Here is a 26,666-nt window from a genome sequence, read left to right as displayed (position 1 = left end):
TTAAGATACTCTCATAATATCAGTTCAACGTAATCATTTCTAACAATATATCTCGTGCTTTCCAACTGTTTCCATATGATGATACACTGCACCAATTAAATTTGCATCATTCCCAAAAACACACGCTTCAAGCCTGTAAGTCATAGCTGTTACGCTTCTTTCCAGTAAAATCCGATTCAAGTGTTTCTTGATTTGCTTTAGTACCACTTTGTTTGCAGACACGCCACCACCCAGCACAATAAGTCCTGGATCAAAGCAAACCAGAAGGTTATAAATCCCCAGCGCCACAGCTCGATAGAACTTTTCCGCAAGCTCGTCTGCCAACGGATCGCCTGCTTCTGCACGCTCAAACAACTCTTGTCCATGAATGTCTTCTTTCGTCAGCTGATTGTATTTTTTCACCGCTTTGACTGAACTGCCCAGATCACTCAATGAAGCCGAATCGTTCAAAAACATATAACCAAACTCACCACCAAATAGATTTTGACCTTTGAATAACTTACGATTGAGGATCACTGACCCGCCAACGCCAGTCCCAATTACAAAGAATAGGCAGTGCTCTGCATCCTTTGCGGCACCTAGCCAGACCTCCGCCAAAGCCGCGCAATTGGCGTCGTTTTCCATCGTAACTGGAACACCAAACAATTCCGATAACTCCTGCTGAATAGGAAAATGATGGATATAAGGGACAGCACTGATGCCTTGAATTTGTCCTATAGTCTCATTCACCAAGCCTGGTGCACTTAGTGCCACACCAGTTATCTCGTGCTCTTGGCTGATTTGCTCAAAAACAGCGTTTAGCTCCGTGGTCATCGCTTTCCAGTCTTTCGGAAGTGAAAACGCCTGCTGCCTCACAAGCCTATCCTTTTCCCAAAATCCATATTTTACTGCACTACCGCCAATATCAAATGCTAAAATTCCCATATGCCCTCCCACTAGTCCTTAGAAACTGCTAAAAGTTGATGACACAGCTCTTTCGTTTGACCATACGCTTGTCTATAAATAGCATAAATTTTCTCGTATAATTGTACATTTTCGGAAATCGGAAAATATTCCTTTTCATAGGCTACAAAAGCTGCTACACATTGCTCGATTGAATCAAACCAGCGGAGCCCCATTGCAGCAATCATAGCTGCTCCCAGGCCTGGCCCCTGCTCTGTCTTCAATGTACGAATCTTCGTATTAAATATATCCGCTTGGATTTGTAGCCAGAGAGCACTTTTCGCACCGCCTCCAACAGAAATCACCTCACGAAACTCTTTTTTTGCAATCTTCTGCATCAAGGCCTGACTGTCTTTCAAAGAAAACGTGATCCCCTCTAATACAGCCCGAGTAAAGTCCGCTCTTCTCTGACCTGCATCCATACCAAGGAAGCTACCGCGGATCTGACTGTCCACATGAGGCGTGCGTTCCCCCATGATGTAAGGCGTAAACAATAAACCATTCCCACCAATATCACTGGTTTCAGCCTCTGCAATCAATTGATCGAAGGAATCCTCTGCATCAAAGGTGTCCTTATACCATGTCAAACTTTGACCAGCAGCCAACGTTACACCCATAGAATAATAGCTGTCCTTGATCACATGATTAAAATAGTGCAGCTTGCCGTTGTATTGTCGTTCTGTCTGACCTTCGTAGGATAAAAACACCCCAGATGTACCAATACTGCACATTGCTCGGTCCTCTTCAATAATTCCTGCACCAAGTGCTGCACAGGCATTGTCCGCTCCGCCGGCAAATACACGAACCTGACCTTCGATGCCTAGCATCTCACAAATACTCGATTGGATATCCCCCACATGGTCCATCGATTGTACCAAAGGTGGAAGCAATTCATCACGGATACCAAACTGTTCAGAAATTACCCTATCCCATTTCTTTTCTGTCACATTTAACAGGAGGGTTCCTGCCGCATCCGAAAGCTCCATCTGTTGATTTCCTGTCAACCAGTAGGCCAAATAGTCTTTCGGTAGTAAGAACCGAGCGGCATTTCGCCAATTCTCGGGCTCATGCTCCTTTACCCATAGCAGCTTTGGCAAGGTGAAGCCTTCCAGTGCAAGATTCTTCGTCTTCTCCAACAGCTTCTCTCCTAAGACATCAGTGATTTCCTGACACTGGGCGGTTGTTCGGACATCATTCCAAAGAATCGCATGACGCAGTGGTTCTCCCTGCTTGTCTAATAAAACCAGACTGTGCATTTGACCAGAAATACTGATTCCGGCAAGCTCTGCTTTCAGCTGTGGTTGTCTAGCAATCAGTGTCGACAAAACCTGCTTTGTTCCTTTGATCCAATCTGATGGTCGTTGCTCACTATACCCTTTATGAGGATGAAGCAACGGATAATCCTCCGTCGCCTGTTCGATCACTGTACCTTTTTTATCTAAAACAAGCCCCTTCACTGACCCAGTTCCCAGATCGATGCCAATTACATAACTCATCCTTTCACTCCTATCTACTTGTCCTTATTTTCAAAAAGAAAGACTGATCCAAAGGGAAGACTGCCCGTAAAACTACTATGGGACAGTCCCTTATTCTGATTTCGCACATCCGAATCGCGGAACCATACTCTGATTCCTGTCGGTGATAAAATCAAATGACCTTTGTATCAATCTGCTTTTTACTTCTAGCGGGAGGGGATTTGACAAGTAACAATCAGAGTGGATGATCTACCTCTAATAGCTAGACGCACCCTTTCCTTCTAAGTATGCAAGAAAGCGTTCGTCCTGTTTCTTGCTGTACGAAAAGTAGCTACTGCCTATTCTCCCCTGCCAACTTTTATCGTTTTTCTCCATTTGACTGGATAACTTCCTTGTACCAATAAAAACTATCTTTTTTGTAACGTGCCAACGAACCATTTTGTGTTTCATCTTGATCCACATAGACAAATCCATAGCGCTTTTGATAGCCATTCAACCAACTAAGCAAATCAGTATAAGACCATGTACAGTATCCTAAAACCGTTGCCCCATCTGTGATGGCTTCCTGAATCGCATGGATATGCTGCTTCAGGTAGTCGATTCGATACGTATCGTGAATCTCCTTATCTTCTGTCAGCTGATCGTATTCGCCCAACCCGTTCTCAGTAATGAGAATCGGCATACGATACCGACTGGTCAAGCGTCTCAAGCCAATACGCAACCCTTCCGGATCAATTTCCCAATCCCAGTTTGTCCGCTCAACAAATGGATTTTCCACACGTTTGAACACGCCCGGTATCCCAGACTCTTCTGTTGAGCCTTTTTCTCCCGTTGTGTTCATTTTTCCCATACCGACCCCATCAATTGGATTAAATGCAACTGTATTTGTTTGGTAATAATTAATACCGATAAAATCAGGCTTACCTGCTTTCAATAGTTCACTATCACCTGCTTCGATCGTTGGTGCTAAGCCTTGTTCCTCAAGATATTTGAATGCAGCAATCGGATACTCTCCAAAAACATAAACATCTAGCCACAGATGTGCATTCAAATCTTCTGCATCCTCTGCAGACAATACATTTTTAGGATCGCTATTGACAGAATAATTCGGACCATAAGCGAAGCTCGGACCAATCATCCCGGGCATATTCATCTCATGAAACTTCTTGATCACAGCTGCATTGGCCAGATTCGCATAATGATTGGCCTGATACATCCTTTTAGGATCTTGCACTGCCGGTGGATGACTAGCTATCAAGTATCCATGAGTAACAAAAATATTCTGTTCATTCAAGCTGACCCAATAGTTGACTTTTCCTTTGAAGGTCTCAAATAGAACTGCCGCATAGTTGGTAAAATCTTCTATGATTTTTCTGGATTCCCAACCTTGGTACTCCTCCTGCAACGCTTGAGGCAAATCCCAATGATAGAGTGTCAACACCGGTTCAATTTCGTTTTCCAACAGCTCATCGACTAGATCGATATAGAACTGGAGTCCAGCTTGATTGATTTCCCCCCGACCATTTGGAAAAATTCTCGTCCATGCCACCGAAAAACGATAAGCCTTCAATCCCTGTTCCTTCATCAAAGCCACATCTTCTTTATAGCGATGGTAATGATCGACCGCAGTGTCACCATTTGTCCCTTTAAACGTTTTACCAGGAATTCGAACAAATTCATCCCAGACGGAAATCCCTTTTCCGTCTTCGTTCCAACCACCCTCTACTTGATAAGCAGCTGAGGCTGAGCCCCATAAAAAATCCTTTGGAAATTGATCCAGTTGTTTATGCTCCACTTGCTTGTCCTCCAATTTATTCTGAGATCAGGTCAATGGTCATTTTTACCTCTGTCAGTTCTACTTCCTTTATTTGGCTTTCCTCGTGGAAATAGAGCTGCGTTCTTCCAGTCAAGCCCTTCGCTTGTACCTGAAGCTGGTTTGCCTGACGTTCTATGCTGATGCTTCCAACAACCGTTCCATTGCTATCGACGATTTCCTGATAATGTGTTCCATCCGATAACTGGTAGCAATGAATCGCGGCTGAGTCTTCATAATCATAGACAACACTCATCTGAGTTGTATGACCTGTCACTAAAATTGTATTCTCTTTTACCCAGACAGGCAACTGTAAATAGTCATGGGTTTCATTGAGCCACTGCCCATTTTCAGTTACTTGGCGATAATCATTCGTCAATAGCTGCGTCCATCTCCCTTCCGGTAAGTAATAATCGACCTCACCGGTTTCTGTAAAGACAGGGGCAACCATCAGCGAATCGCCTAAGAAATATTGTTTATCCACATAATAAGCATTGCGATCCTGTGTATACTCCATAAACAGCGGACGCATCATCGGCACACCGCTTTTAGCTGTATAAACGGCCTGTTGATAAAGATACGGCATCAAACGAAGCTTCAATTGTGTAAAGGTTCTGGTCACATCCACCGCTTCTTCATCATATAACCACGGCACACGGTACTGAATATTCCCATGATAACGACTATGTGTAGAAAGTAGCCCAAACTGTGTCCAGCGTTTGTAAATATCCGCAGAGGCATTCTCTTCAAAGCCGCCGATGTCATGACTCCAAAAGCCAAAGCCTGAAAGGAGGAAGGATAATCCCCCTCGCAGTGTTTCTGTCATCGACACATATTCAGAAAGATTGTCCCCACCCCAATGCACTGGGAATTTCTGTGACCCCACTGTGCCGGAACGAGCAAATAGAACTGCTTCGTTCTTTCCTTTTTTCTCTTCCAGCAGAGAGAAGACTGCTTCATTGTATAGATAGCTGTAATAGTTATGAGCCTTTTTAGGATCAGAGCCATCGAAATACACAGCATCGGTTGGAATCCGTTCGCCAAAATCGGTCTTGAAGCTGTCCACACCCATATCCAAAAGGTCAGATAGATGCCCTTGGTACCACTTCACAGCTTCGGGATTCGTAAAGTCAACAATCCCTTGTCCCGCTTGCCACATGTCCCATTGCCAAACATTACCGTCCGCTTGCTTTAAAAAATACCCATTCGTTTTTGCTTCTTCAAACAAAGGTGATTTCTGACCAATATACGGATTGATCCAAACACAGACCTTAATCCCTTTATCATGAATACGCTGAATCATCCCTCTAGGATCTGGAAATAACTCATCATCCCATTTGAAACTGCACCATTCAAAGGCCTTCATCCAGAAACAATCAAAATGGAAAACTTCCAGAGGGATATCTCGCTCCAGCATCCCATCAATAAAACTCATGACTGTCTTTTCACTGTAGTCCGTTGTGAATGAGGTTGACAACCATAAACCAAAAGACCAAGCTGGCGGCAAGGAGGGCTTACCTGTCAAATTCGTATATTTTTCCAGAATTTCTTTTGGTGTCGGACCATAAATAATGATATATTCCAGTGCTTCTCCCTCAACGCTAAACTGAACTCTCGATACATTCTCAGAAGCAATTTCAAAGGAAACCCTTTCAGGATGATTGACAAAAACACCATAGCCATTGCTACTCATATAAAATGGGATATTTTTGTAAGCTTGTTCACTGCCTGTTCCGCCATCCTCATTCCAGATATCTACGGTTTGTCCATTTTTAATAAATGGCGTGAAGCGTTCGCCTAGACCGTAAATCAGTTCATCGATCCCTAAAGACAATTGCTCTCTCATGTAATGAGTCCCATCAACATGTGTGATTTCTCCCTGAGCACCAAACTTGGATTCCGTCAACAATTTATCATCACCTAGAAAGCGAAGCTGGAATTTATCATCCAGACTTGCTTCTGCACGAAGAGCACCTGACTGGATCGATACTTTTTCCGTACTCTTTGCGATCGTAGGGATAACCTCACGCGTTTCCAGCTGAAAGTTCGGTCCTTGATTGTTCCTCTCATGATGAACGATCTTAACAGAAATCATGTCCTCCTGTGGGCTGGTCAATGTAATCGTGCTCATTCCCATGTTCAAGGTATCACCACGTTGCTTGATCGCCTTGTAAGGAGCATACAAGACCACACGATCCTTACTTTCTTGGCTAGTAAATACTTCTTTCGGTGATTGAATCGTGTACCCTTCCTTCGTCATCCAATAGCCATCTGTAAATCTCATACTTAACCTCCTATTTTACGGCACCATCTGAAATGCCTTTGATGATGTATTTTTGTAAGAACACATAAAGAATAATGATTGGAATAATCGCAATAAATAATGCTGCCAATGCCAAATGCCATTGTTTAGAATACTGTCCGAAGAAATAAAACATCTTCAACGGAATTGTATACATCCCCTCTTTGTTGATAACCAGGGAAGGCAATAAATAATCATTCCAGAACCAGATCGAATTCAGCACGATAACAGTCACTGTTGTTGGTTTCAGCAAAGGTAAAATGATATGCCAATAAATCTGAAATCTTGATGCCCCATCAATTGTCGCTGCTTCATCCAGTGACTGTGGAATACCACGCAAAGCACCGAAATAAAGGAAAATCGCCATACTACTTGCCAGCCCCAGATACATGATGACTAAGCCCGGACGATTCAACATATTGGCTTTCCCAAAAGAAGAAACCAAAGGAATCATGATTGCCTGAAATGGAATCAGCAGACCAATTGCTATCACAAAATATAGTCGATCACTAAGCTTACTTTTATTTCTAGATAGTGCATATGCTGCCATCGACGTACAAATGACGATCACAAACAGTGAGACTGCTGTAATAAGTACAGAGTTCATTGCACTTCTGAAGAAATCCAGCTTTTCAAATGCGACCGGATAATTCTCTAACGTAAACTGTTCAGGAACATTCAATGTATTTTTAAAAATCTCTGATTTCGTTTTAAACGAGTTAATAACAATCAGATAAAACGGATACAACCAAGCCAACATCAACAAAAGGCCGATGATCTTGATTCCCAACGACTTTCTTTTCTTCTGCTTGTTCATAGGTCGACCTCCCGCTTTCTGGTGATACTGATCTGAACAACTGAAATCACAGCAATAATGACTAGGAATATCACTGCTTTCGCTTGAGCATACCCCATATTACGTACCGCAAAGGCCTCATTAACGATATTCATCGCTACCATTTGCGTAGAATCAAATGGACCACCAGCTGTCAACGCCAGATTTTGGTCGTATATCTTGAATGCATTCGATAAAGTTAGAAACAAGCTGACTGTAAATGCCGGAGCCAACATTGGAAATTTAATTTTCCAGAAGGTTTGCCAAGCTGTAGCCCCATCAATTTCAGCTGCTTCGATCATTTCGTCTGGAATATTGTTAATAAAAGAAATGTAGATGATCATAATATATCCGCTCATCTGCCAGACAAATAGAATGATCAGTCCCCAAAATCCTGTGTTCGTCGTCGAAAGCCAACCCTTGAAAAATTCGATCCCTGTTGCGTCGCCTATCGCCGCAAAAGCTTTGATAAAGATGAACTGCCAGATGAAACCAAGGATAATCCCTCCAATTAGATTCGGCATGAAAAAGACCGTTCGGAAAACATTGTTTAGTTTATCAGCTTTCTGAGTGACCAGGAGCGCCAGCCCCAAGCCTATAATATTGACAAGAATGATAGCGACAACAGAGAACTTCGTCGTAAACCAAATACTGTTTAAAAAGCGCTCATCTTGAAACGCCCGAAGATAGTTTTCCACTCCTAAAAACTGATCGACCTTGATACCATTCCAATCAGTCAGCGAATAATAAGCCCCTGTAAGTAACGGTATGAACAATACAACAATCATCCCCAGTAAACTCGGTGCCAGAAATAGCCAAAAGCTCTTTGATCGATTATTCATTGATACGTCCCCCTCTCGATTATCACAAATTTCTTTGATAAAACAGCTGAAAAAGTGCCTGATCCTAGCGATTATTTTTTCTTAGTGCTTATACCTCAATCTCTTTTCCCTCGTTCACTCCACACTTTTTCTGAGCTGTCTTTATCAAAAACTCTATCCAACTACATACTATTTTCTATCCTTTTCCCATTCTTCTTTTCCGATTTTCATCAGATCGTCCCAAGAAATATCCCCATTTAAATATTTTTGGAACTCAGGGTAAAATTGTGTTTGTGAATAACCATCTGGGTATTGGTTGTGTACCCAAGGTACGGTTTTTCCTTCTGAAACATAATCAAAAATCGTTTGAGACGTTGCGTCCTTCAAGCTATCTGCCGAGAAATTCGTATACGCCGGGATGAATTCCATCTCGTCTGTTATGACTGTCATCGCCTCTTCATCCGTATACATCCATTCCAGAAAGTCTTTACTAGCTTCGACAACGTCTTCGTCCTTATTCTTATTGACGCCCCAATACCATGGTGCACCAGCTGCAATTTTTCCATCTGTTCCAGAAGTAACATATAGAGGAAGAATGCCTAATTTCTTTTCAACAATTTCAGGATCTAAGCTATTTAAGGTTGGAATGATCCAGTTTCCTTGATGAATGATTGCTACTTGGTCATTGGCAAAATCTTCTTCAACTGAGGTACTGTAATCAAGTGACAAAATTGGTTGAACATTGTATTTATTGATCAAATCTGTATATTCCTTGAATTGATCTCCATAAGTAAAGTCGATTGTTTTCGCATCGTAAACTGTCTTCATATCATTATCAAACTCAGGAGAAGTAAAGTGTGAACTATACTGACTAACGACCCAGAATTCCTTTGCACTGAAGCCAAATACAGCTTTCATGCCCAAGTCATCTTTTTTATTGTCTAATGTTTTCACTGCTTCTTCGAAGTCTGCATACGACTGGATATCTTCAAAATCAATCCCTGCTTTTTTAAATAGCTCTTTGTTGATCAAGAAGCCATAGCCTTCGATATTCATCGGCAAGCCATACACTTTCCCTTCAGAGGTTGCACCATCCAGCATTCCATCGATCGCTTTGGATGCAAGGTCTGTATCTGTCAAATCAGCCAAGCTATCGCCCCACTTATCGACATCAGCCAATCCACCTAGAAGGAAAACACTCGGCTCATCACCCGAAGAAAATTTGGATTGTAGCGCTGCATTCGCATCCTGTCCGCCACCAACTGTTGTTACATTGATCTTGACGCCTTCATGACTTTCTTCATATTTTTTTGCCAAATCTTCTAGCTGATCCTTTGTTTCCACCTTGATATTGAATACATCCACCGTAGTATCCGCACTGGAGCCGGAGCCACCTGAACCACAAGCACCTAACATCAATCCTGCTGTTGCCAAAATAATTGTTGAAAAAAGCATTCTTCCTCGTTTCATTTTCTTTCTCCCCCTTGTTTATACTAGATAATCATTAAAACGTGACTTCACATACTCCAAGTGGCTAGACGTCATAGCAATATCATCGTGCTTAAGCGCATAAGCAGTCAGTGATTCCAGATTTTCTTCATCTGCAACAATCTTTTCACCGATTCCTTCTGTATAAGAACGGTAGCGCTCCTCTTTCAACCCGTCAAAGAATCGGTCTTCTTTTAACTTCACGGCAGCTTTCAAACCACGAGCAAACGTATCCATTCCAGCAATGTGTGCCAAAAGCAAGTCATCCATTGCAAAAGAGGAACGGCGAACTTTTGAATCAAAGTTGATTCCTCCGGGTGCAATCCCGCCATTTTCAAGGATTTCGTACATCGCCAATGTTGTGTCATAGATATTAGTTGGAAACTCATCTGTGTCCCAACCTAAAAGCATATCTCCTTGGTTTGCATCGATCGATCCTAATGCATCGTAACAACGAGCCACAGTCAGCTCATGTTCAAAGGTATGACCAGCCAATGTCGCATGATTGGCTTCTAAATTGAGTTTGAAATTATTTTCCAATCCATATTTTTGAATAAATGCCATTGTCGTTGCTGCATCAAAATCATATTGATGTTTTGTTGGTTCTTTGGGTTTCGGTTCAATCAGAAACTGAACTTTATGACCAATTGTTTCAGCATAGGCTACTGACATTTTGAATAATCGAGCAATATTGTCTTGTTCGAATTTCATATCTGTGTTCAGCAGAGATTCATAACCCTCACGGCCACCCCAGAACACATAATTTTCGCCACCTAATTTTTTGCTGACGTCCAAGCCCTTTTTGACCTGTGCTGCAGAATAAGCAAAAACCTCTGCATTATTCGAAGAAGCTGCCCCATTGACAAAACGCGGATGTGAAAACATATTCGCTGTATTCCATAATAGCTTAATGCCTGTCTGATCCATTTTTTCCTTGATCAAATCTGTGATTTCATCGATATTTTTAAAGAACTCTTCTAATGAATCTCCCTCCGGTGCAATGTCTACATCGTGAAAACAGAAGTATTCGACTCCCAGCTTTGTCAGGATTTCAAAGAAAGCATCTACACGTTTTCTCGCTGTCTCCATCGGTGTTTCAGATTCCCAGTCCCGTTGATTGATCGGTAGTCCAAATGGATCAGAACCATCCTGTGTCATCGTGTGCCAGTAGGCTACCGCAAAACGCAGATGCTCCTTCATCGTTTTTCCCATAATTATTTCTTCTGGATTGTAATGACGGAAGGCAAACATGTTTTTGGATGTCGGTCCTTCATAATTCACTTTTTCTACTTTTGGAAAGTAACTCATTTCAGATTCCTCCTAAAAATGACTTGATTATAGTTGGTTAGTAAGTTAAACTAACTTACAAGAAGAATATAAAACATTAAAAAGAAGTTGTCAAGCGCTTTCATAAATTTTAATATAATAGAGAGGTGAAATGATATGATCACAAACAAATACAAAATCCGTGAACACAACGAAGCGCAAGTCTTAAAAGGAATTATTGATCACAAAAATATTTCCAGGGCAGAGCTCTCTTCTTTGACTGGCTTAAACAAAGCATCGGTCTCTTCCATCACCAAAGGTTTACTTGACGATGGACTGATTTTTGAAACAGGTATTGGCGCTGCCGGCACACAAGGTGGTCGGAAACCAATCATGTTGCAATTCAATCCGAAAGCCGCAGTCACCCTATCCTTTGACTTAGGGGTGAATTATCTGAAAGGAACGTTAGCCTACTTAAATGGCGAAACCATTCTTTCTATTGAAAAGAAACGACTAGACGTCTCAGCGGAAACAGTTCTAGAGTTGTTAGAGGAAACGATTCAGACGATTCACAAAAATCAGTCTGATCTTTACAACACGATTATTGGCATGACTGTTGGAATTCATGGGGTTGTGCATAACAATAAAATCAACTTTACTCCGTATTATGATTTAGATACGATCGATCTACACGCTGAACTATCACAACGCTATGATTTTCCTATCTTTCTTGAGAATGAAGCGAACCTCGCTGCGTTGGGTGAATACACGTTTTCCAAGGATTCAGAAAGCTTAGTCAGCTTAAGTATTCACAGTGGGGTCGGGGCAGGGATTGTCGATGCAGGAACTGTTCAGAAAGGGAAGCATGGGACCGCTGGAGAAATCGGGCATTCCATACTTTATCCAGCAGGAAAGCCATGTCCTTGTGGCAATGACGGCTGTTTGGAGCAATACGCCTCCAACACCGTTTTATATCAAGCTGTTGCAGAGAAAAAAAATATAGAATTTGTTGACAGCTCGGTGATAGAAGCGCTAAAAGATGATTTAGATATACAAAAAGAATTGAGGAATAATGCCTTTCTTTTAAGTGTCGGTATCAATAATATCGTCACGCTTTATGATCCAGATGTTGTCATTATCAATAGCTCTGTCTACCGTAGAATACCCGCACTTCTGACTGTTGTTCAAGAACATCTAGCCAGCCGTTTTGCAAAAAATATTTGTGTGCAAAGCAGCTCATTGGGCAACGAAGCAACATTGTACGGCGGGATTGCCTTATGCTGTCAGAATTTTTTAAATATCCGACAGCTAAAACTCCATTCTATTTATGAATAGCTAGCCGACTACCAACATTCTTCGATTGAAAAACGGATGTAGAAGAACCATTCTTATTCAGAAATGGTTCTCTCACATCCGTTTATTCGTTCAATTTATCCTCGATAGCATAGGACTCACCTTAGACTGTAGTTGCAATAAATCCAAGGTAGAAGGCATGTTGAAAAAGCTAAGCAAAAACAACAATAGTCATTCAGAAATCAACAGTTGAAAACTACTCTCGGCAAGAACTCCTTTCGGCATTCATAGTTATGATAGCAACAACCAGATTCTTCTATACCAATTAATATAAAAATATTTACTCAACACCTCAATAAAATAAAAATCAAACCGTAAATCCTCATCAAAAATCTGAGGATTTACGGTTTGATTTTTTTATTCATTCACAGCAATAATACCAGCGTAAGGAGCTAGATGGATGTTCTTCTTAATTAAACCTGTTTCAGCACCTACATTAGACAATATAATCGACTTCATCCCCTCTACGATATCTATTGTTTTTGCTTGGTCTGAAAAATTGATCAGTACAACAATTTCCTGCTCCTTGTAGACTCTTTTATAGGCAATGATTGTGTCATCAGCAAGTTCCAGCGGCACGAATTCACCATATACGATTGTTTCCTTGTACTTGCTTTCTTTGCGTAGATGGATCAGTTGACGATAATAATTCAAGACAGAATCTGATTGCTTTTCTTCTTGTTCCGCATTGATTCTGAGATGATTGGGATTAACAGGAAGCCATGTTTGTTCTGCTTTGGAAAATCCTGCATTTGTTTCTATTGACCATTGCATGGGTGTTCGGGAGTTATCTCGGCTACGCTTGAACAGACCTTGAAATGCTTCTTCCGGTAAAATTCCTGAAAGGACCGCCCGATTGTATTGATCATGAGAAGCAATGTCATCATAATCTTCAATTCGGTCCATCTGAATGTTCTCCATTCCCAATTCTTGTCCTTGATAGATAAATGGTGTACCATGAAGCATCATAAACAGAGTTGCCAACATTTTTTTCGAAACATCTGAAATATCAGCTTCTGGAATATATTTGTTGATTGATCGAGGCTGATCATGATTTTCTAAATATTTTGCGCCCCAACCAACGGCTTGTGTTTCAAGCTCATCAGTAAAAATAGCTTCTTTCAAATCGCTTACAGTCCAGTTTGATTGCTTATGCCACTCTCCAGTTCCAGGCACATCGATATCCGTATAAGTAAAGTCGAAAATCATTCGAAATACCCCTTCATCCCCAATGTATTCATGTAAGCGGGAAGGTTCCACATCTGCCTCAGCAACCGTTAAACTGTTATGCTTTTTGAACGTTCTTTCATCTAGCTCCTTCAGCCATACCTCGATTCCCGGCTGATTCAATATCCAATGACCGATATAAACTAGACCATCTTCTCCATCTGGTTCAAATTTTCCATACTCTATCTTCTTTTTAAGATTTAGAATTGCATCAATACGAAAACCGCCCAACCCCTTGTCCAACCACCAATTGATCATTGTGATGATCTCTTCTCTTACTTCCGAATTCTCCCAGTTTAGATCTGGCTGTTCAGCAGCAAAGGCATGTAGATAATACATGTTTTCTTCATTTGGAACAACAGTCCAAGCAGATCCGCCAAAATAGCTTCGCCAGTTATTCGGAGGTTGTCCATCAATCCCCTCCCTGAAAATATAATAGTCACGGTATTTACTTTTCGAGTCAGACAAAGCTTCCTTGAACCAGCTATGCTCACTAGAAGTATGGTTTACAACCAAATCCATCAACAATTTGATACCAAGCCGATCTGCCTCTTGAATCAACTCATCCATATCAGCCATCGTTCCAAACATTGGATCAATCGCCTGATAATCAGAAATGTCATATCCGCCATCGATCATCGGAGACTGATAAATTGGAGATAGCCAGATAACATCTATACCTAGTTTATTCAGATATGACAAGCGTTTCTTGATCCCCTGAAGGTCACCGATTCCATCATTGTTACTATCCTGAAAGCTTTTTGGGTAAATTTGATATACAATTGATTCCTTCCACCATTCTTTTGCCAACATCTTCTCTCCTAACTAAAATCGAACTTCTTTCTTTGTGTCTTCTTTGCTGACCACGACATGATACGCTTTAGTCAACAGATTTGCGGTCAAACTGATTTCTTCGCCAACATTTGAACGAAGAATCCTAAGTGTATGTTCATCTTCTTGTTGTACCTCAATAGTTCCATCAAATGCTTGTTGCTGATTTCTGAAATTGAATAAATTAAATAGTTTTTGGACAATTGGACGCTCTATCTCTTTTTCGATTTCTTCCAGATCATAATAGTGCCGATTAATGTTTCGACCCTCTTTTGTTTGTTCCAACAGCTCAATATCATTTTTTCCCGCCAGTAATCCCACGTAATACACTTGAGGAATCCCAGGTGCAAAACACTGTAAGATTCTGCTTAGCAGATAGGACTCATCATCATCACCTAAGGCTGAATAATACGTAGAGTTTATCTGGTAGATATCGAGGTTATTATATGCCTCAGAAGAGTAGATTTTCTTCGTATTCGCTCCCTGTGCATAAAGCTTTTCTTTAGTAAATTCAATTTCTTCCTCTGCCAGTAAATCTTTTACGTCTACCACGCCGATACCATCATGAGTATCTAATGTCGTAAACTGTTTTCGGGGACAACTATTCATCCAGTGAACAAGGCGATCGACTTTCCCAGAATAGAGAGAATAGAGCATCAGCATCGGCAAAGCAAAATCATAAACATAATAACCATGATCTGCAATCTTCTGCTGAATCGTATAATGCTCATGAATCTCCGGCAAGACCTCCGCTCCTTTCGCTTGTACCACAGCAGCAGATTCTTCCAATGTTTCCCAAATATCTGGTTCAATGAAAAAACAGTTTGTATCAGCTTTCTTATTTGCATAGGCAAATGCGTCCAAACGAATCAAATCTGCTCCTTGGTCAACCAAAAAACTTAGATTTTCTTTGATAAAGTATTTTGTTACATCAGTCGTAACATCCAGATCAATCTGCTGTTCATCAAAGGTACACCAGATTTTTTCTTTACTGCCGTCAGCAAACTCCGCCAAATAAAATGGCGCTCGTGGCTTACGCTTATAGATTAGGTCTATTTGTTCTTGTGTTGGTTCTCCATCAGGCCAAAAGTTTTTATAACGGATAAATAAATCTTTCCATTTTGAGTCTTCCTTCTTTTCAAGAAAATCCTGAAACTCTTCTGATTGCTGAGAGAGATGATTGATCATAAAATCGGTCATGAAATAATATTCTTTGGAAATAGCTTGAATATCTTTCCACGTACCAAAGCGTTCCTCTACTTTTTGATAGTTCATTGGAGCAAAGCCGCGATCTCCACTTGATGGATAAAAGGGTAAAATATGAATTCCTCCTACAACATCCTGTAAATATCGATCCAAAACGATTTTTAGCTCTTTTAGATTTTCCCCCAATGAGTCTGCATAAGTAATCAGCATGATTTTGTTTTTAACTGTCATTTTCTCACTATCCTTTAACTGATCCGCCGGTAATTCCCTCGACGTAATATTTTTGAAGATAAATAAACAATATAGTAATAGGTATAGCTACAACTAGACACCCAGCTGCAAACTTTGTATACATCTGCTGTGCGGTCTCTTTATTGATCATTGTAAATAAACCAATAGCGACTGTATATTTTTCTACTTTATCACCCATAATTACACGAGCAAAAATGAAATCCATCCAAGGTGCCATGAATGCCATCAATGAAGTATAAACAATGATCGGCTTAGACATTGGCAACGTAATCTTTGTAAATATCTGTGCTTTCGTCGCTCCATCGATCATAGCTGATTCGTCCAAAGACATTGGTATCGTGTCAAAAAAACCTTTTGCAATATAAAAAGTTAGTGCTGCGGTTGAGCTGTAGACCAAAATCAATCCAGTCAATGTTTGTGTCATATTCAACGCTTTCAGTATGTAGTAAACAGCGATCATACTCATAAAAGCTGGAAACATATTCAGTACCAATGCAAGCTTTAAGTAAGCATTTCTAAGCTTAAATCGCAATCGACTCATGACGTAGGCCATTGATACAGTAATAAACGTACTCAGTAAACAAGAAACGATAGATACGATAAATGTATTCTGAAGCCATTTTACAAATGGAAAATCCGGATTATTTTCAAATAGATGTGTAAAATTTTCGAATGTATATTGCTTTGGAAAAATATAGGAAACAAATTGCCCGGGCTCTCCACGAAATGCTGTTAGGACCAACCAGAACACTGGAAACAGCCAGACCACCGCCAAGAAGATCAACAATAGATTCAGTGGGATATTTATTTTTTTTCGCATCACGCTTTACTCCCTTCTTTATAAGAATTTGTTCGTGTATAAACAAATAAGGATAGAATTGCACTGAGAGCAAACGTAACGATCCCAATCACAGAAGCAAGATTATAATCCGCATTATCCACGGTCAATTTATAGAGCCACGTTACGAGTAAATCTGTTTCTCCAGCCCCGTAATAATCACTGTTGGAAGGTAATCCCCCAGTCAACAAATAGATGACGTTAAAATTATTGATGTTTCCTACAAATTGCTGAATTAAACTAGGTGCCATCACTGTCAATATCTGTGGAAAAGTAATGTGACGGAACATTTGAAATGGATTTGCTCCATCAATTCTAGCTGCTTCAAGCTGCTCTTCCGGTAAGTTGATGATCACACCTGTTGTTATTAGCATGGAAGCAGGAATACCGATCCACATATTGACGAAAATAATCGAAATTTTAGCCATTAAACCATCTGTTAGAAATGGAACTGGATTTTCTATCCATCCACTATTCAACAAAAATGTATTGATTGGACCGGAAAGATGGAGAAGATTCCTCATGACCAATAAAGAAACAAATGGCGGTACCGCCATAGTTATTACAAATAAGGTACGCAATAATTTTTTCCCGCACACACCTTTAGCATTCAGCAATAATGCCAATACAACTCCGAAGAAAAAACAAGTGAAGGTTGCAAAAGCAGCCCATATCAATGTCCAATTGAGTAACGGGAAAAATGTACCGGAAATATTTCCACTTAAGACATTGCCAAAATTTGCAAAACCGACCCATTCGAATAGATTTTTAGGTGGTAAATGCTGATGATCATAGTTAGTGAACGCAATAGAAATCATATAAACCAAAGGCAATACAGTAAACAACACAATACTTGCCGTTGGAATCGAAAGAAGCGTGAGATGAAATCGATGATCTAGCAAATCACGAAGCTCTGAATAAAAGGTAGGAACAGGCTCTTTTTCTTTAATGAGTTGATCCAGATTACCGTTGCTTTTGATATTTATCCACCAAATAATTGCAATACCTACTAATAGAAATAATGTACAAATACCATAAATTAGCAACAGCATAGAGTTATCTCCAGCAACCTGTACTTTAAACCCCAAGTTTTCATCATACTTCCATCCTTGCGTGTTCACACCTAAAGTAATCAAATTCTTCAATGATTGAAAGCCACTGGTTATCATAAACAGAATAAAACTGATTTCTGCTGTTAAAAACAACAGTCCCTTTATGATTTGTCCTCTAGCAAAGTTTCCAGCCCCCATCACGAAGAAAGAAACTCTTGTCCAAAGACTGCCTTCCCGAAAGATGGTGTTCAAACTCTGCCAAAATGATGTAATTCGTCTCATTTTTCTCACTCCCTCTCACTTTATAAACCACATTGCTTTTTATATCAGCATGGAGTTTCAGCTAATTATCAGCCAATGCACTCGCTGATTGAGCATGGGGCAAAACGCCCCATCAATCAACAACTATCAGCTATCATAAAGACTGATTAAACGCTAACGCTTCTCTTCTATATTCTTCCAGATCGTATTATTCCTCATCCACTGGCTGCGAAATATCCTTAACAAGTTTATCTAACTTCGTCTGCATCTCATTTTCTGAAACCTTTCCTTCATAGGTATCCACCAATAATGCATTCATATTCGTCCAGAAATTTTTCATTTCAGGCAGTTTAGGCATAAGCACAGAATGTTCTTCTGTCGTCATTTCCACTACAGTTTTTGCAATCGGATCATCCTGAACGGCTTGCGATTCACGAGCATTTTTATTCGAAGGTACAGTAGCGATCCCTTTGAAAACCTGCAGTTGAGCTTCTTCTTCGGTTACAAATTTAGCCAAGTCCATTGCTTTCCCAGGATTTTTCGTTGCCGCATTTACTACAAATAGCGGAACGCCGGAAAAAGCCTTCAACGAAATGTCCCCATTACCAAAATCTGCGGCAGGATAAATTGCTGTTCCCATATTTTCTCCCAGGACATCCTTAATATTTTGAGTATTCCAAACCCCACTGAATAGAGCAGAAATTTTTCCCTCTTGTAGGGCACTGATTTCATCCGTGTTAACAGCCACGAGATTTTCCATAGTCTTGGCTTGTCCGACCCACTTCAAAACATTAAGTCCCTGTTCATTATTCAAAGTAGAACCATTGACTTCTGTTCCATTTTCACCGTAAAGATAGGCACCGTTTGCTATAAACCAAGGTGTTAGTCGATAGTCGGCGCCATTCTCAGAAATGTTTAACCCAACTTTGCCTTTTTTTATCAGATTATCTAATGTTTTCAAATCTTCCTCTTCGTAAACCCGTTTGTCATAGTAAAGAAACATTGATTCTGCACTTGCTGGAAATCCGTACAATTTCTCTTGATAAGAAGCTGCTTCAACAGCCATTGCAATATTATTTTCAGTCACTTCGTCCTTATATTTTTCATTTTCATAAATTGCGCCTGATTCCACCAATAACCCTAACTGATCATGAGGCAGACGAATTACATCTGCAGCAGCTTCACCATCTTTTAGCAACGCATCTCTAGGTTCTTCAATTTCAATTACTTCAACCTCAACATCATGCTTTTCTTCAAATTCTTTTGCCAATTGTCGATATGTTTCCGCCTGATTTAACCCAACCCACATTTTTAACGGCTGCTTATTTTCAGATGTTGAAGTGCTTTCATCCTTAGAATTTCCACATCCTACCAATAATCCGGCAACTACTAAACTAACTAATCCTACTACTGCTTTTTTCTTCATAATTGTGCCAATCTCCTTTATGACTATTCGCAGACACCCTGCTCTTTTTAAAAGACAGCAAATAGAATTCATAATTCGTATACGCTTTCTTTTATGTATATGAGTATATGTCAATCGTTTTCATATGTCAATCGTTTTCATACATATTTTTTGTTGATATATTAGGGATTTAAGCTATAATAAAATGTATATTTAGAAATAAATCACATTTAGGAGAATAAAAATGGCAAGTATAGAAGATGTAGCGAAGAAGGCAAAAGTATCGGTTACAACTGTTTCAAGAGCACTGAATGATCATCCTTATGTTTCTGACAAAACCAAAAAGAAAATCTACAAAGCAATGGAGGAACTAAACTATTACCCAAATAATGTTGCCCAACAACTACGAGGAAAAGGTTCAAAAATGATTGGAATCATTATTTCTTATATAACAAATCCATTCTTTGCTTATCTAGTTGATTCAATTGAAAAAATCGCCATGGCATCTGGGTACCACTTAGTCGTTTTACAAACACATGGTAACCCTAATCTAGAGAAATTTTATATAGAACTGATTCCCAAAAAACAATTAGATGGAATCATCATCACCAACTTGGAAACTGCAACACCGAATGTCATCCAACTCATCAATGAGGGGAAAGTTGTTCTCTGCAACAGATATATTGGTGAGCAAAATCTGCCGGTAATTCAAATTGATGAAGAACAAGCAAGCTTCGAAGGAACTCAATATCTGATCGATCAGGGGCATGAACGAATTGCTTTTTGTACAGGGAACATCATGAATACACATGATCATCGGTTTAAAGGGTTTCTAAAAGCTCTTGAAAAAAATAATCTTGCTTTCGATAATGAGCTGTTTTTCGACAATACATTAGGTGTTGAAGGTGGCAGAAGATTGATACAGCAATTGATTGAACACCCAACTATTATGCCAACAGCTATCTTCTCCAATGGTGATGAGGTAGCTGCAGGGATAATCAGCGAATCTCGAAGAGCTGGGATCATCATCCCTGATCAATTGGCCGTCCTTGGATTTGACGATCAACCTATTGCTTCACTGACGTACCCTGAAATTACAACGATCCGGCAGCCAATTCAAGAAATGGGAGAGTATACAGCAAAAATGCTGATTACTCAAATTGAAGGAAAAGAACCCCCTCAACCAATCGAATTGCCTACAGAAATTATCGTTCGGGAATCTGTATAAAAAACTCAGAAAATGCCGTGGCATTTTCTGAGTTTTTCTATTTTATGTCTTGATTTTCCAGGAGCTTTTTCACAACTTCAAACGAATAACTTCCACTAACTAAGCCTTCATCAAAGCTTTGGTTTTTACCAAAGTACATATGCTGGTCACACTCCAACAACATCTGCTGATCCATATCTGTGTCACCTAGACCTACGCAAACTAGTTCTTCCGAAAGTTCAGTGAGCAATGTTTTTACCGCTCGCTCTTTCGTTAATCCCTTCGGTAAAAAGTACAGCTTTTTATGTTGAAAGAAACCAATCCAGTCATAGACAGCCAATGCTGCGTTGACTTCGTTTATAAATGCTTGTTCCCAACTTCGTTCCGTAACAAGTATACAGTAATAGAGCCCGTCAATATCCTTGATTTTCCGAACACTTTCCTGCGGTAAAATCACATTTAAGATCGATAAAACAGCTTCCTTATATGATAATTCTACCGCCAGATTTGCTCTAACTTTCTTGTTCCAGTTTTCATCCAACACACCATCACGATAGAGGTTACCGCCATTACTTGCTAATGCATATGGCACAGGTATTCTTTTCCATACCGTTCTCAAGCGCTCAAACTGTTCTGTCGAACGAGTCGTCACCGGAATCAGAAGATTTTTCTGCTGCCATTCTTCAAGAAAAGCAACTAGTTTTTCTTCCATAAGTCCATACCCACCGTTACTATACGTTTCGGCTTTGACACAGTCTTTTTCAGTTAAATGCTCTGGCAGTGTCCTTTTTGAAAACAGAATCGTTCCATCCAAGTCGGTAAACAAAGCTGTCCTCATATTTCTTTTTCCCCTACTTTTTGACGAATCAACCCGCAACAAGAATAAGGCATATTCGTGTACTCTTCAATTGGTACATGGAGCTCTTTTGCCAATAATAGGATATGTCGTAAATCATTGGTTTTCTCCGGATTGATCAATAGTTTTTCAGGGACACGGCGCAACAGTACTCTCGTTGTTTCTCCGACTCCCGGCTTGATAAAATGTATACTGTCATAATTAAAGTCTTCTTTGATCCTTTCGATCGCTGCCATCCCAGCCCAGCTAGGTATCTCATTCGGATTCCAGCTTTCAAGTGCCTCACGCACATCTTCAGCAATTTGATCCTTCTTCTCTTCATATGCATTCATGATTGTATCAATGTACAGATTGGATAAATCCAATGGCTCAAACTCTTTGTAGTATTTTGCGCCATGAACCTCTCCCGGCTTGATATAACGTTCATTAAGCACCGTTCGGCTGACTAAGCCGGAAACTGTGGAATTCAGGCACGCACTCGGAATCAAAAAGTCTTCTCTCGTTCCATAAAGCGTCGTGCAATAGCCTGTATCCGCTAGTACGGCTAACACAGGGGACAATGCGTATTTCCAGCTTCTTTTCTCATTGTAAAGCTCGCACGCTTCGGTCAATTCCTTTGTAATTGCCCCCTTTCCCGTCCAGCCATCAATAAACTGAATATCCGCTGAAGCGGATTGCTGATAAATATAGTCCAATGCCACCTCATCAATGCCTCGTCCTCGAATGATCGAAATAGAGTAATGGGGAACATTCACTTGATAGACAAGCTTCAAATATCTTTTAATCAACACACCAATTGGCGTACCTGCTCTGGCCAAGCTAACCAGAACCAGATCCTCCAAGGTTTCTGCCAGATCATCTTCGTGGTTCTTTCTTTTCTCTAAAACGATTTGTTCCGCCACGATCGCAACTGATAAAGCGATGCGCTCTGCCGAATCCTTCAAGGTTTCTTTGAACAAAGCAACATATTCTTCTGTTGGCTGATATTCTACCGGCAGCATTTCCGAATAGTGCACGCCGCTTTGAATCAAAACTTCTCTTTCTGGCGTGGCGATTTCATCCACATAGCTACTGATATCCTGCAGTAAAAAGATTACATCATCCTCTGAATAACTCCCTTTGATAAATGGTTTCATTAGCTGCTCCTCCCAAGTACAGATCGATAGGCTGCTCTAGCCGAAAGATCGACAAAATAAATTTCTGCATCCTGAACGGCTTTCAATGTATGATTCAACACAAGCAAGCTCTCTCTGTCTGCAATTCGTTCAAACAAGACGAAAATATCACGATAGCCCTTTTCCTTAGGTATACCATAGACATAATTTGCTACTCCTGATTGTTCGGGACTCGGAAACTCCCGCTTGTTGAAAATCGGGTAGTCCGTCTGATTTCTACTGAGAATGGGACTTCTCGTCGTTGTATGAAAATAAACTTCTTCCCCCATCAAACTCGCGATACGCATCGGTAGATACATGAACTCTCCTGTTCCGAGAACCAACGTAGAACCCTCCTGACGTAATTCTTTCAGCCGAGTAGCGATTTGCCTCAGCTGTTCTTCTTCATACTGTCTTTCTGTTAGACCAAATCGACCAGTCGCCGTTAAATAAGCCGGGATTTCAGCTTTTTCTCCCTCATCGATCGTTTCTGTAGAACAAGACAACCTTGGTAACCTCTTTTTAAAAGATTTCTGTAACAGTAATGCCGATGGCTCACTCTCGGTTACCAGTGAATCTTCTTTCAACTCTTTGACCTGACCGATTTCCTCGACATTACCTTTCAACAACGAAACCTCATTTATTTGAATCCCCAACTCCTGTTCCAATGCCCGAAACGCTTGTTGATTTTCTGCACTGCGCCAGTCAAGGATCGATACAATCGTAAACGCCTTTTTCCAAGGAAATAGTCGAATGATATCACGGATAATATTTAGATTCGTCTTTCCTGTCGTTACTTCATCATCGACCAAAACCACTTCGCTATCATCTCTGAAAAAGTCAGGGTCTTCTGCATACACACGATGTGCCGTTGCATGGCTGTGTTCCTCCTCGAAAGAAAGGAGCGGCTGCCTACCAGCTAGCTCTTCTCTCGTTGTGTGGATATATTTCACAGGCGAGGTAAAGCTTTCAAAAAATGCCTGCCCCAACGCAGTGGCCGTTTCACAAAAGCCAATAACTGTTATCGGTCGATCCAATGCAACACGAGCACTCTCCAACTGCTCTATGTTGAAATTCTTTTGCCTCTCCGGTTCATTCAAAATTGCACGTATTTCTTTTTGATAGCCCTTGATCTGACCGCTGTACACCAATGCTAATGCTCGACCGATCAGCAAAGAAACAGATGGGTTGACTGGCAGATGTTTACCAAGCACTGGGCTAACAAACAAAAAGCTGCGCTTTTTATTGATGCGGGCGGCCATCTGAAAAAGCTTATCGGGTACAAGCCCAAACGGGTTCTCTTCTATTGTAATTCTTACCTTCAATCCTTCTGCAACTGGGTATTCTTTTACTTCTGTCATTTTTGCTCCTCGCTTAAATATTCTGCAATCAACAAGTCGACAAATTCCTTATCCTCGTTAAATACACCATAGACTTCTGCCCGTCGAATGATTTGTCTCGCCCACAAAAGATGTGGTTTGACCTCATTCATTTTATTGCCTTTGTCACTTTTAAAGACCCCTACTTGGCCATCTGTACTATCTAAAATATGTTGGGCGTCCATAAATTCTTCTTTAGGTACAACCAGCTGACTATTGATTGGAACGATATGGGTCGGATGAATGCAGGTCTTTCCATTGATTCCATTAACTTTGTCAAATAAAACTTCTCTGATTAGTCCATCATTTGCTTCTGTAATCAGCTCTTTACGGATCTGTTGACCATCCTCACCCAGTTTCGCTTTAAACGGTGTTTCTCTTAGTAATGGTTTCAATATCCGCGGACGCTTGCCAAAAAACTCCCACACACAACCGCTGATAACAAAACGACGGTCGATAGAAAAGTAATTCAGTACATCCGTCATGAAATCCCGCATAACAGAAACATCATAAATGGTAGAATCGATTGCTCTCCTTAGTCCAAATAATCCACACATATCCGTTGCGCCCAGACGAATGTTGAGAATTCGTTCTTCAAACTCCGGTCGCGTCAGTATCTCATAAATTCTCAACAGCTCCGCTTCCCTCGTACATTTGCTCATCAGCACTCTGGATTCCAGAATCGGCATTGCCCATAGCCACGTATTGTTTGCTTCAGATAGTTCACTTACATGAGTCAGATAAGCAACCATGTTTTGACTGTCGGCTTTAGGAAGTGCAAAGCCATCAATGACTTTGGCCAACTCACCCAGTTTTTCTCCAAACATAGCCAAATGCTCCGGATTTCGAACACGAATGAATAGCATTGGCAATCGTTCTTTTTCAGAATCAGACATCCTCTCGACTGCCTGTTCGATTTCTTTCAACTGGCTGATTAAATTATCTTCGGCTACCTCCAGAGTGACATCTCCAATACTGTCCTCCAAACATAAAATATAGGCGGTAGCAGAATAACGAGCCTTAATAACCAGTTGGGCAATATTCTCTCTGGTTCCCGGCATATACAATGCTGCGCCCAATGAATTTCCTATAAGTAAGCGTTCTTCTGTTGAAAAGCGATGCAGTCCTCTATATCTTGTTTGAATCGTTTGCGGCAGCTGATAAAAAATTGCTGCCTCATCCTCTTGTGATAAAAAATTGAAATGTTTCATGTCGAACCTCATTTCTTCCTTTTTTAAATAAAACCAACGGAACCATTAAATAGTTTGTTTTTGCCAGAAACCTTCATTACTCAAAAACAGGCTATATTTATGTATAAAAATCAGATGAACACACCTTATATTCGATGTTTAATTGATAGAAATGGGCTGTGACATTAGTATGCCTCAGCCCTTTAAAACCGGATAAACGGTGTTCCAGAAGCAGCTTTTTCGACAATAAGTCGAAAATTCGCAAAAATTTATGGGACAATTTTTGGAATTTCCGCCTTATTGCTTGAAGCTGACCACTTCTGTCACAACCTCTTTTCTCTACAGATTTGCCTGACGATCAAAATAGAAAGTCGTCCGGAACTATACCAAAATTACATATTATGCTTCTTTGCTTCATACTCCGATTGTAATTCCAACAAACGTTTTTTTCCAGCTTCACGTTCAGCAATATTTTCTGCTTCAATTTGTCTCGTTTCTTCCATCCCTTGCATGATGGTGCTCCATGTTTGCTCCATCGTTTCAAGTTTGATACTTGGAGAACCGGACAGTTTTGCGATTTCTATACTATTTTGAGAAATATTCTGTGCGTTTTTCATCAGCATTTCATTAGTTCTATTATCCAACTCGCTCATTGCTTCTGCCGTCATCTTCTGTTGTTTCGCGGCAACTGCTTGAATCAAGGCACTCTTGAACACCGGAATCGTGATGACAAAGGCTGAGTTGATTTTACCGATCAAACGGACATTTCCTTTTTGCAGCATATCGATCTGTGGCCCGGTTTGAAGAGAGACCTGTTTCGCCATTTCCAAATCATACACACGCTGTTCCACCATTTCCAAAGCAGCTGTCATTTTGCTCAGCTCGATTCCGGCCATTTGATCCCCGTTATTCACCCGTTCCTGTAACGCAGTGATTTTATTGTTTCTTAAATCATCAGCAATCACTTCACCAGCTGCGATATATTTCTCTAGTTCAAGATAGTAACGAATATTTTCATCTGCCAACTGATTCAGCATCGCTACATTTTGCTTCATTTTCACTTCATACTTCTTGATTTCAGTATACACAACTTCGATTTCGCCGCCCATTGTCTGATACTTCGCCATGATTTGACTTACGATATCCTTACCTTTACCGAAAATCTTATTGAATAAGCCTTTTTTCTCTTCCGCAAAATCCTCCGGTTCGAACTTATCCATGATTTTACCCAGCTTATCCAACATCACTGTTGATTTTTGTGTTTCAGCCACTGTCATGTTATTTAAAATACGAGAAGAGAATTGAGAGATTTGTTCTGCCGGCTCTTTACCGAATTCCAAAATAGAAAGCTGATCTCTTAAATCAACATTTTTACTAATATTGAGCACTTCTGGTTCTGATTTTAGTTGTTCCTTCTGTAATTCAGCTTGTGATAACCGCTTTTCTACATTTACTACCTGTAACTCCTCGAGTCCTGTTTCCATTTGATTGTCCATATTTTTAAACTCCCTTT

At 40.5% G+C, this 26,666-nt stretch carries 20 protein-coding genes; 2 read left to right on the top strand and 18 right to left on the bottom strand.

Going from position 1 to position 26,666, the window contains the following annotated elements:
* Positions 1–39: 39 nt before the first annotated feature.
* The 8 genes from A5888_RS17690 to xylA form a co-directional block, all read right to left on the bottom strand.
* On the bottom strand, positions 40–924 hold the full coding sequence (locus A5888_RS17690) for an ROK family protein (protein WP_086350955.1): 885 nt from the start codon (positions 922–924) through the stop codon (positions 40–42).
* Positions 925–935: 11 nt separating this feature from the next.
* Entirely contained in the window at positions 936–2,438 is a 1,503-nt protein-coding gene (gene xylB / locus A5888_RS17685; protein ID WP_086350954.1) for a xylulokinase, read from the bottom strand.
* A 337-nt stretch (positions 2,439–2,775) separates the two neighbouring features.
* Positions 2,776–4,212 (bottom strand): glycoside hydrolase family 1 protein, encoded by a 1,437-nt coding sequence (locus A5888_RS17680; protein ID WP_086350953.1) that lies wholly within the window; start codon positions 4,210–4,212, stop codon positions 2,776–2,778.
* A 16-nt stretch (positions 4,213–4,228) separates the two neighbouring features.
* On the bottom strand, positions 4,229–6,514 hold the full coding sequence (gene yicI, locus A5888_RS17675; protein ID WP_086350952.1) for an alpha-xylosidase: 2,286 nt from the start codon (positions 6,512–6,514) through the stop codon (positions 4,229–4,231).
* A 10-nt stretch (positions 6,515–6,524) separates the two neighbouring features.
* Positions 6,525–7,349 carry a carbohydrate ABC transporter permease gene (locus A5888_RS17670; RefSeq protein WP_086350951.1) on the bottom strand — a complete coding sequence of 275 codons (825 nt, stop codon included), beginning with the start codon at positions 7,347–7,349 and terminating at the stop codon, positions 6,525–6,527.
* The gene (locus tag A5888_RS17665) at positions 7,346–8,209 is read right to left on the bottom strand and encodes a carbohydrate ABC transporter permease (protein WP_086350950.1); all 864 of its coding nucleotides are present in this window, start codon (positions 8,207–8,209) and stop codon (positions 7,346–7,348) included. Before A5888_RS17665 ends, A5888_RS17670 begins: the two co-directional genes overlap by 4 nt.
* 168 nt (positions 8,210–8,377) lie before the next feature.
* A complete protein-coding gene (locus tag A5888_RS17660) occupies positions 8,378–9,658 on the bottom strand; it encodes an ABC transporter substrate-binding protein (RefSeq protein WP_086350949.1) in 1,281 nt (426 codons plus the stop codon).
* 18 nt (positions 9,659–9,676) lie between these two features.
* Positions 9,677–10,984, bottom strand: coding sequence for a xylose isomerase (gene xylA, locus A5888_RS17655; RefSeq protein WP_086350948.1), 1,308 nt, complete (start codon positions 10,982–10,984; stop codon positions 9,677–9,679).
* A gap of 135 nt (positions 10,985–11,119) precedes the next feature.
* Between xylA and A5888_RS17650 the strand changes: the two genes are divergently transcribed.
* Complete coding sequence (locus tag A5888_RS17650) at positions 11,120–12,277, top strand: ROK family transcriptional regulator (RefSeq protein WP_086350947.1); 1,158 nt, start codon at positions 11,120–11,122, stop codon at positions 12,275–12,277.
* 375 nt (positions 12,278–12,652) lie between these two features.
* On the opposite strand, the gene A5888_RS17645 is transcribed toward A5888_RS17650, so the two are convergent.
* From A5888_RS17645 to A5888_RS17625, 5 genes are all read right to left on the bottom strand, one after another.
* Positions 12,653–14,335: a glycoside hydrolase family 13 protein gene (locus tag A5888_RS17645; protein ID WP_086350946.1), complete on the bottom strand. Its 1,683-nt coding sequence runs from the start codon at positions 14,333–14,335 to the stop codon at positions 12,653–12,655.
* Between the two features lie 12 nt (positions 14,336–14,347).
* Positions 14,348–15,790, bottom strand: a complete 1,443-nt coding sequence (gene gtfA, locus A5888_RS17640) for a sucrose phosphorylase (RefSeq protein ID WP_086350945.1) — start codon at positions 15,788–15,790, stop codon at positions 14,348–14,350.
* A 7-nt stretch (positions 15,791–15,797) separates the two neighbouring features.
* Positions 15,798–16,631, bottom strand: coding sequence for a sugar ABC transporter permease (locus A5888_RS17635; RefSeq protein WP_086350944.1), 834 nt, complete (start codon positions 16,629–16,631; stop codon positions 15,798–15,800).
* Positions 16,631–17,983 (bottom strand): carbohydrate ABC transporter permease, encoded by a 1,353-nt coding sequence (locus tag A5888_RS17630; protein ID WP_086350943.1) that lies wholly within the window; start codon positions 17,981–17,983, stop codon positions 16,631–16,633. Before A5888_RS17630 ends, A5888_RS17635 begins: the two co-directional genes overlap by 1 nt.
* Positions 17,984–18,170: 187 nt before the next feature.
* Positions 18,171–19,388: an extracellular solute-binding protein gene (locus A5888_RS17625; RefSeq protein WP_212647231.1), complete on the bottom strand. Its 1,218-nt coding sequence runs from the start codon at positions 19,386–19,388 to the stop codon at positions 18,171–18,173.
* A gap of 223 nt (positions 19,389–19,611) precedes the next feature.
* Between A5888_RS17625 and A5888_RS17620 the strand changes: the two genes are divergently transcribed.
* Entirely contained in the window at positions 19,612–20,595 is a 984-nt protein-coding gene (locus A5888_RS17620) for a LacI family DNA-binding transcriptional regulator (RefSeq protein WP_086350942.1), read from the top strand.
* 37 nt (positions 20,596–20,632) lie between these two features.
* On the opposite strand, the gene A5888_RS17615 is transcribed toward A5888_RS17620, so the two are convergent.
* The 5 genes from A5888_RS17615 to A5888_RS17595 form a co-directional block, all read right to left on the bottom strand.
* Positions 20,633–21,412: a hypothetical protein gene (locus A5888_RS17615; protein WP_086350941.1), complete on the bottom strand. Its 780-nt coding sequence runs from the start codon at positions 21,410–21,412 to the stop codon at positions 20,633–20,635.
* Positions 21,409–22,566 carry a cysteine protease StiP family protein gene (locus tag A5888_RS17610; protein ID WP_086350940.1) on the bottom strand — a complete coding sequence of 386 codons (1,158 nt, stop codon included), beginning with the start codon at positions 22,564–22,566 and terminating at the stop codon, positions 21,409–21,411. Before A5888_RS17610 ends, A5888_RS17615 begins: the two co-directional genes overlap by 4 nt.
* Positions 22,566–23,945: a phosphoribosyltransferase family protein gene (locus A5888_RS17605; protein WP_086350939.1), complete on the bottom strand. Its 1,380-nt coding sequence runs from the start codon at positions 23,943–23,945 to the stop codon at positions 22,566–22,568. Before A5888_RS17605 ends, A5888_RS17610 begins: the two co-directional genes overlap by 1 nt.
* The gene (locus A5888_RS17600; RefSeq protein WP_086350938.1) at positions 23,942–25,174 is read right to left on the bottom strand and encodes an HpcH/HpaI aldolase/citrate lyase family protein; all 1,233 of its coding nucleotides are present in this window, start codon (positions 25,172–25,174) and stop codon (positions 23,942–23,944) included. The genes A5888_RS17605 and A5888_RS17600 overlap by 4 nt, the downstream gene beginning before the upstream one ends.
* Positions 25,175–25,545: 371 nt before the next feature.
* A complete protein-coding gene (locus A5888_RS17595; protein ID WP_086350937.1) occupies positions 25,546–26,649 on the bottom strand; it encodes a toxic anion resistance protein in 1,104 nt (367 codons plus the stop codon).
* Positions 26,650–26,666: the final 17 nt, after the last annotated feature.

It is taken from the genome of Enterococcus sp. 9E7_DIV0242 (assembly GCF_002140975.2).
Lineage (GTDB): Bacteria > Bacillota > Bacilli > Lactobacillales > Enterococcaceae > Enterococcus_L > Enterococcus_L clewellii.
The sequence above is the reverse complement of the archived record's forward strand: the minus strand, read 5'-3'. Positions and strand labels throughout refer to the sequence as shown.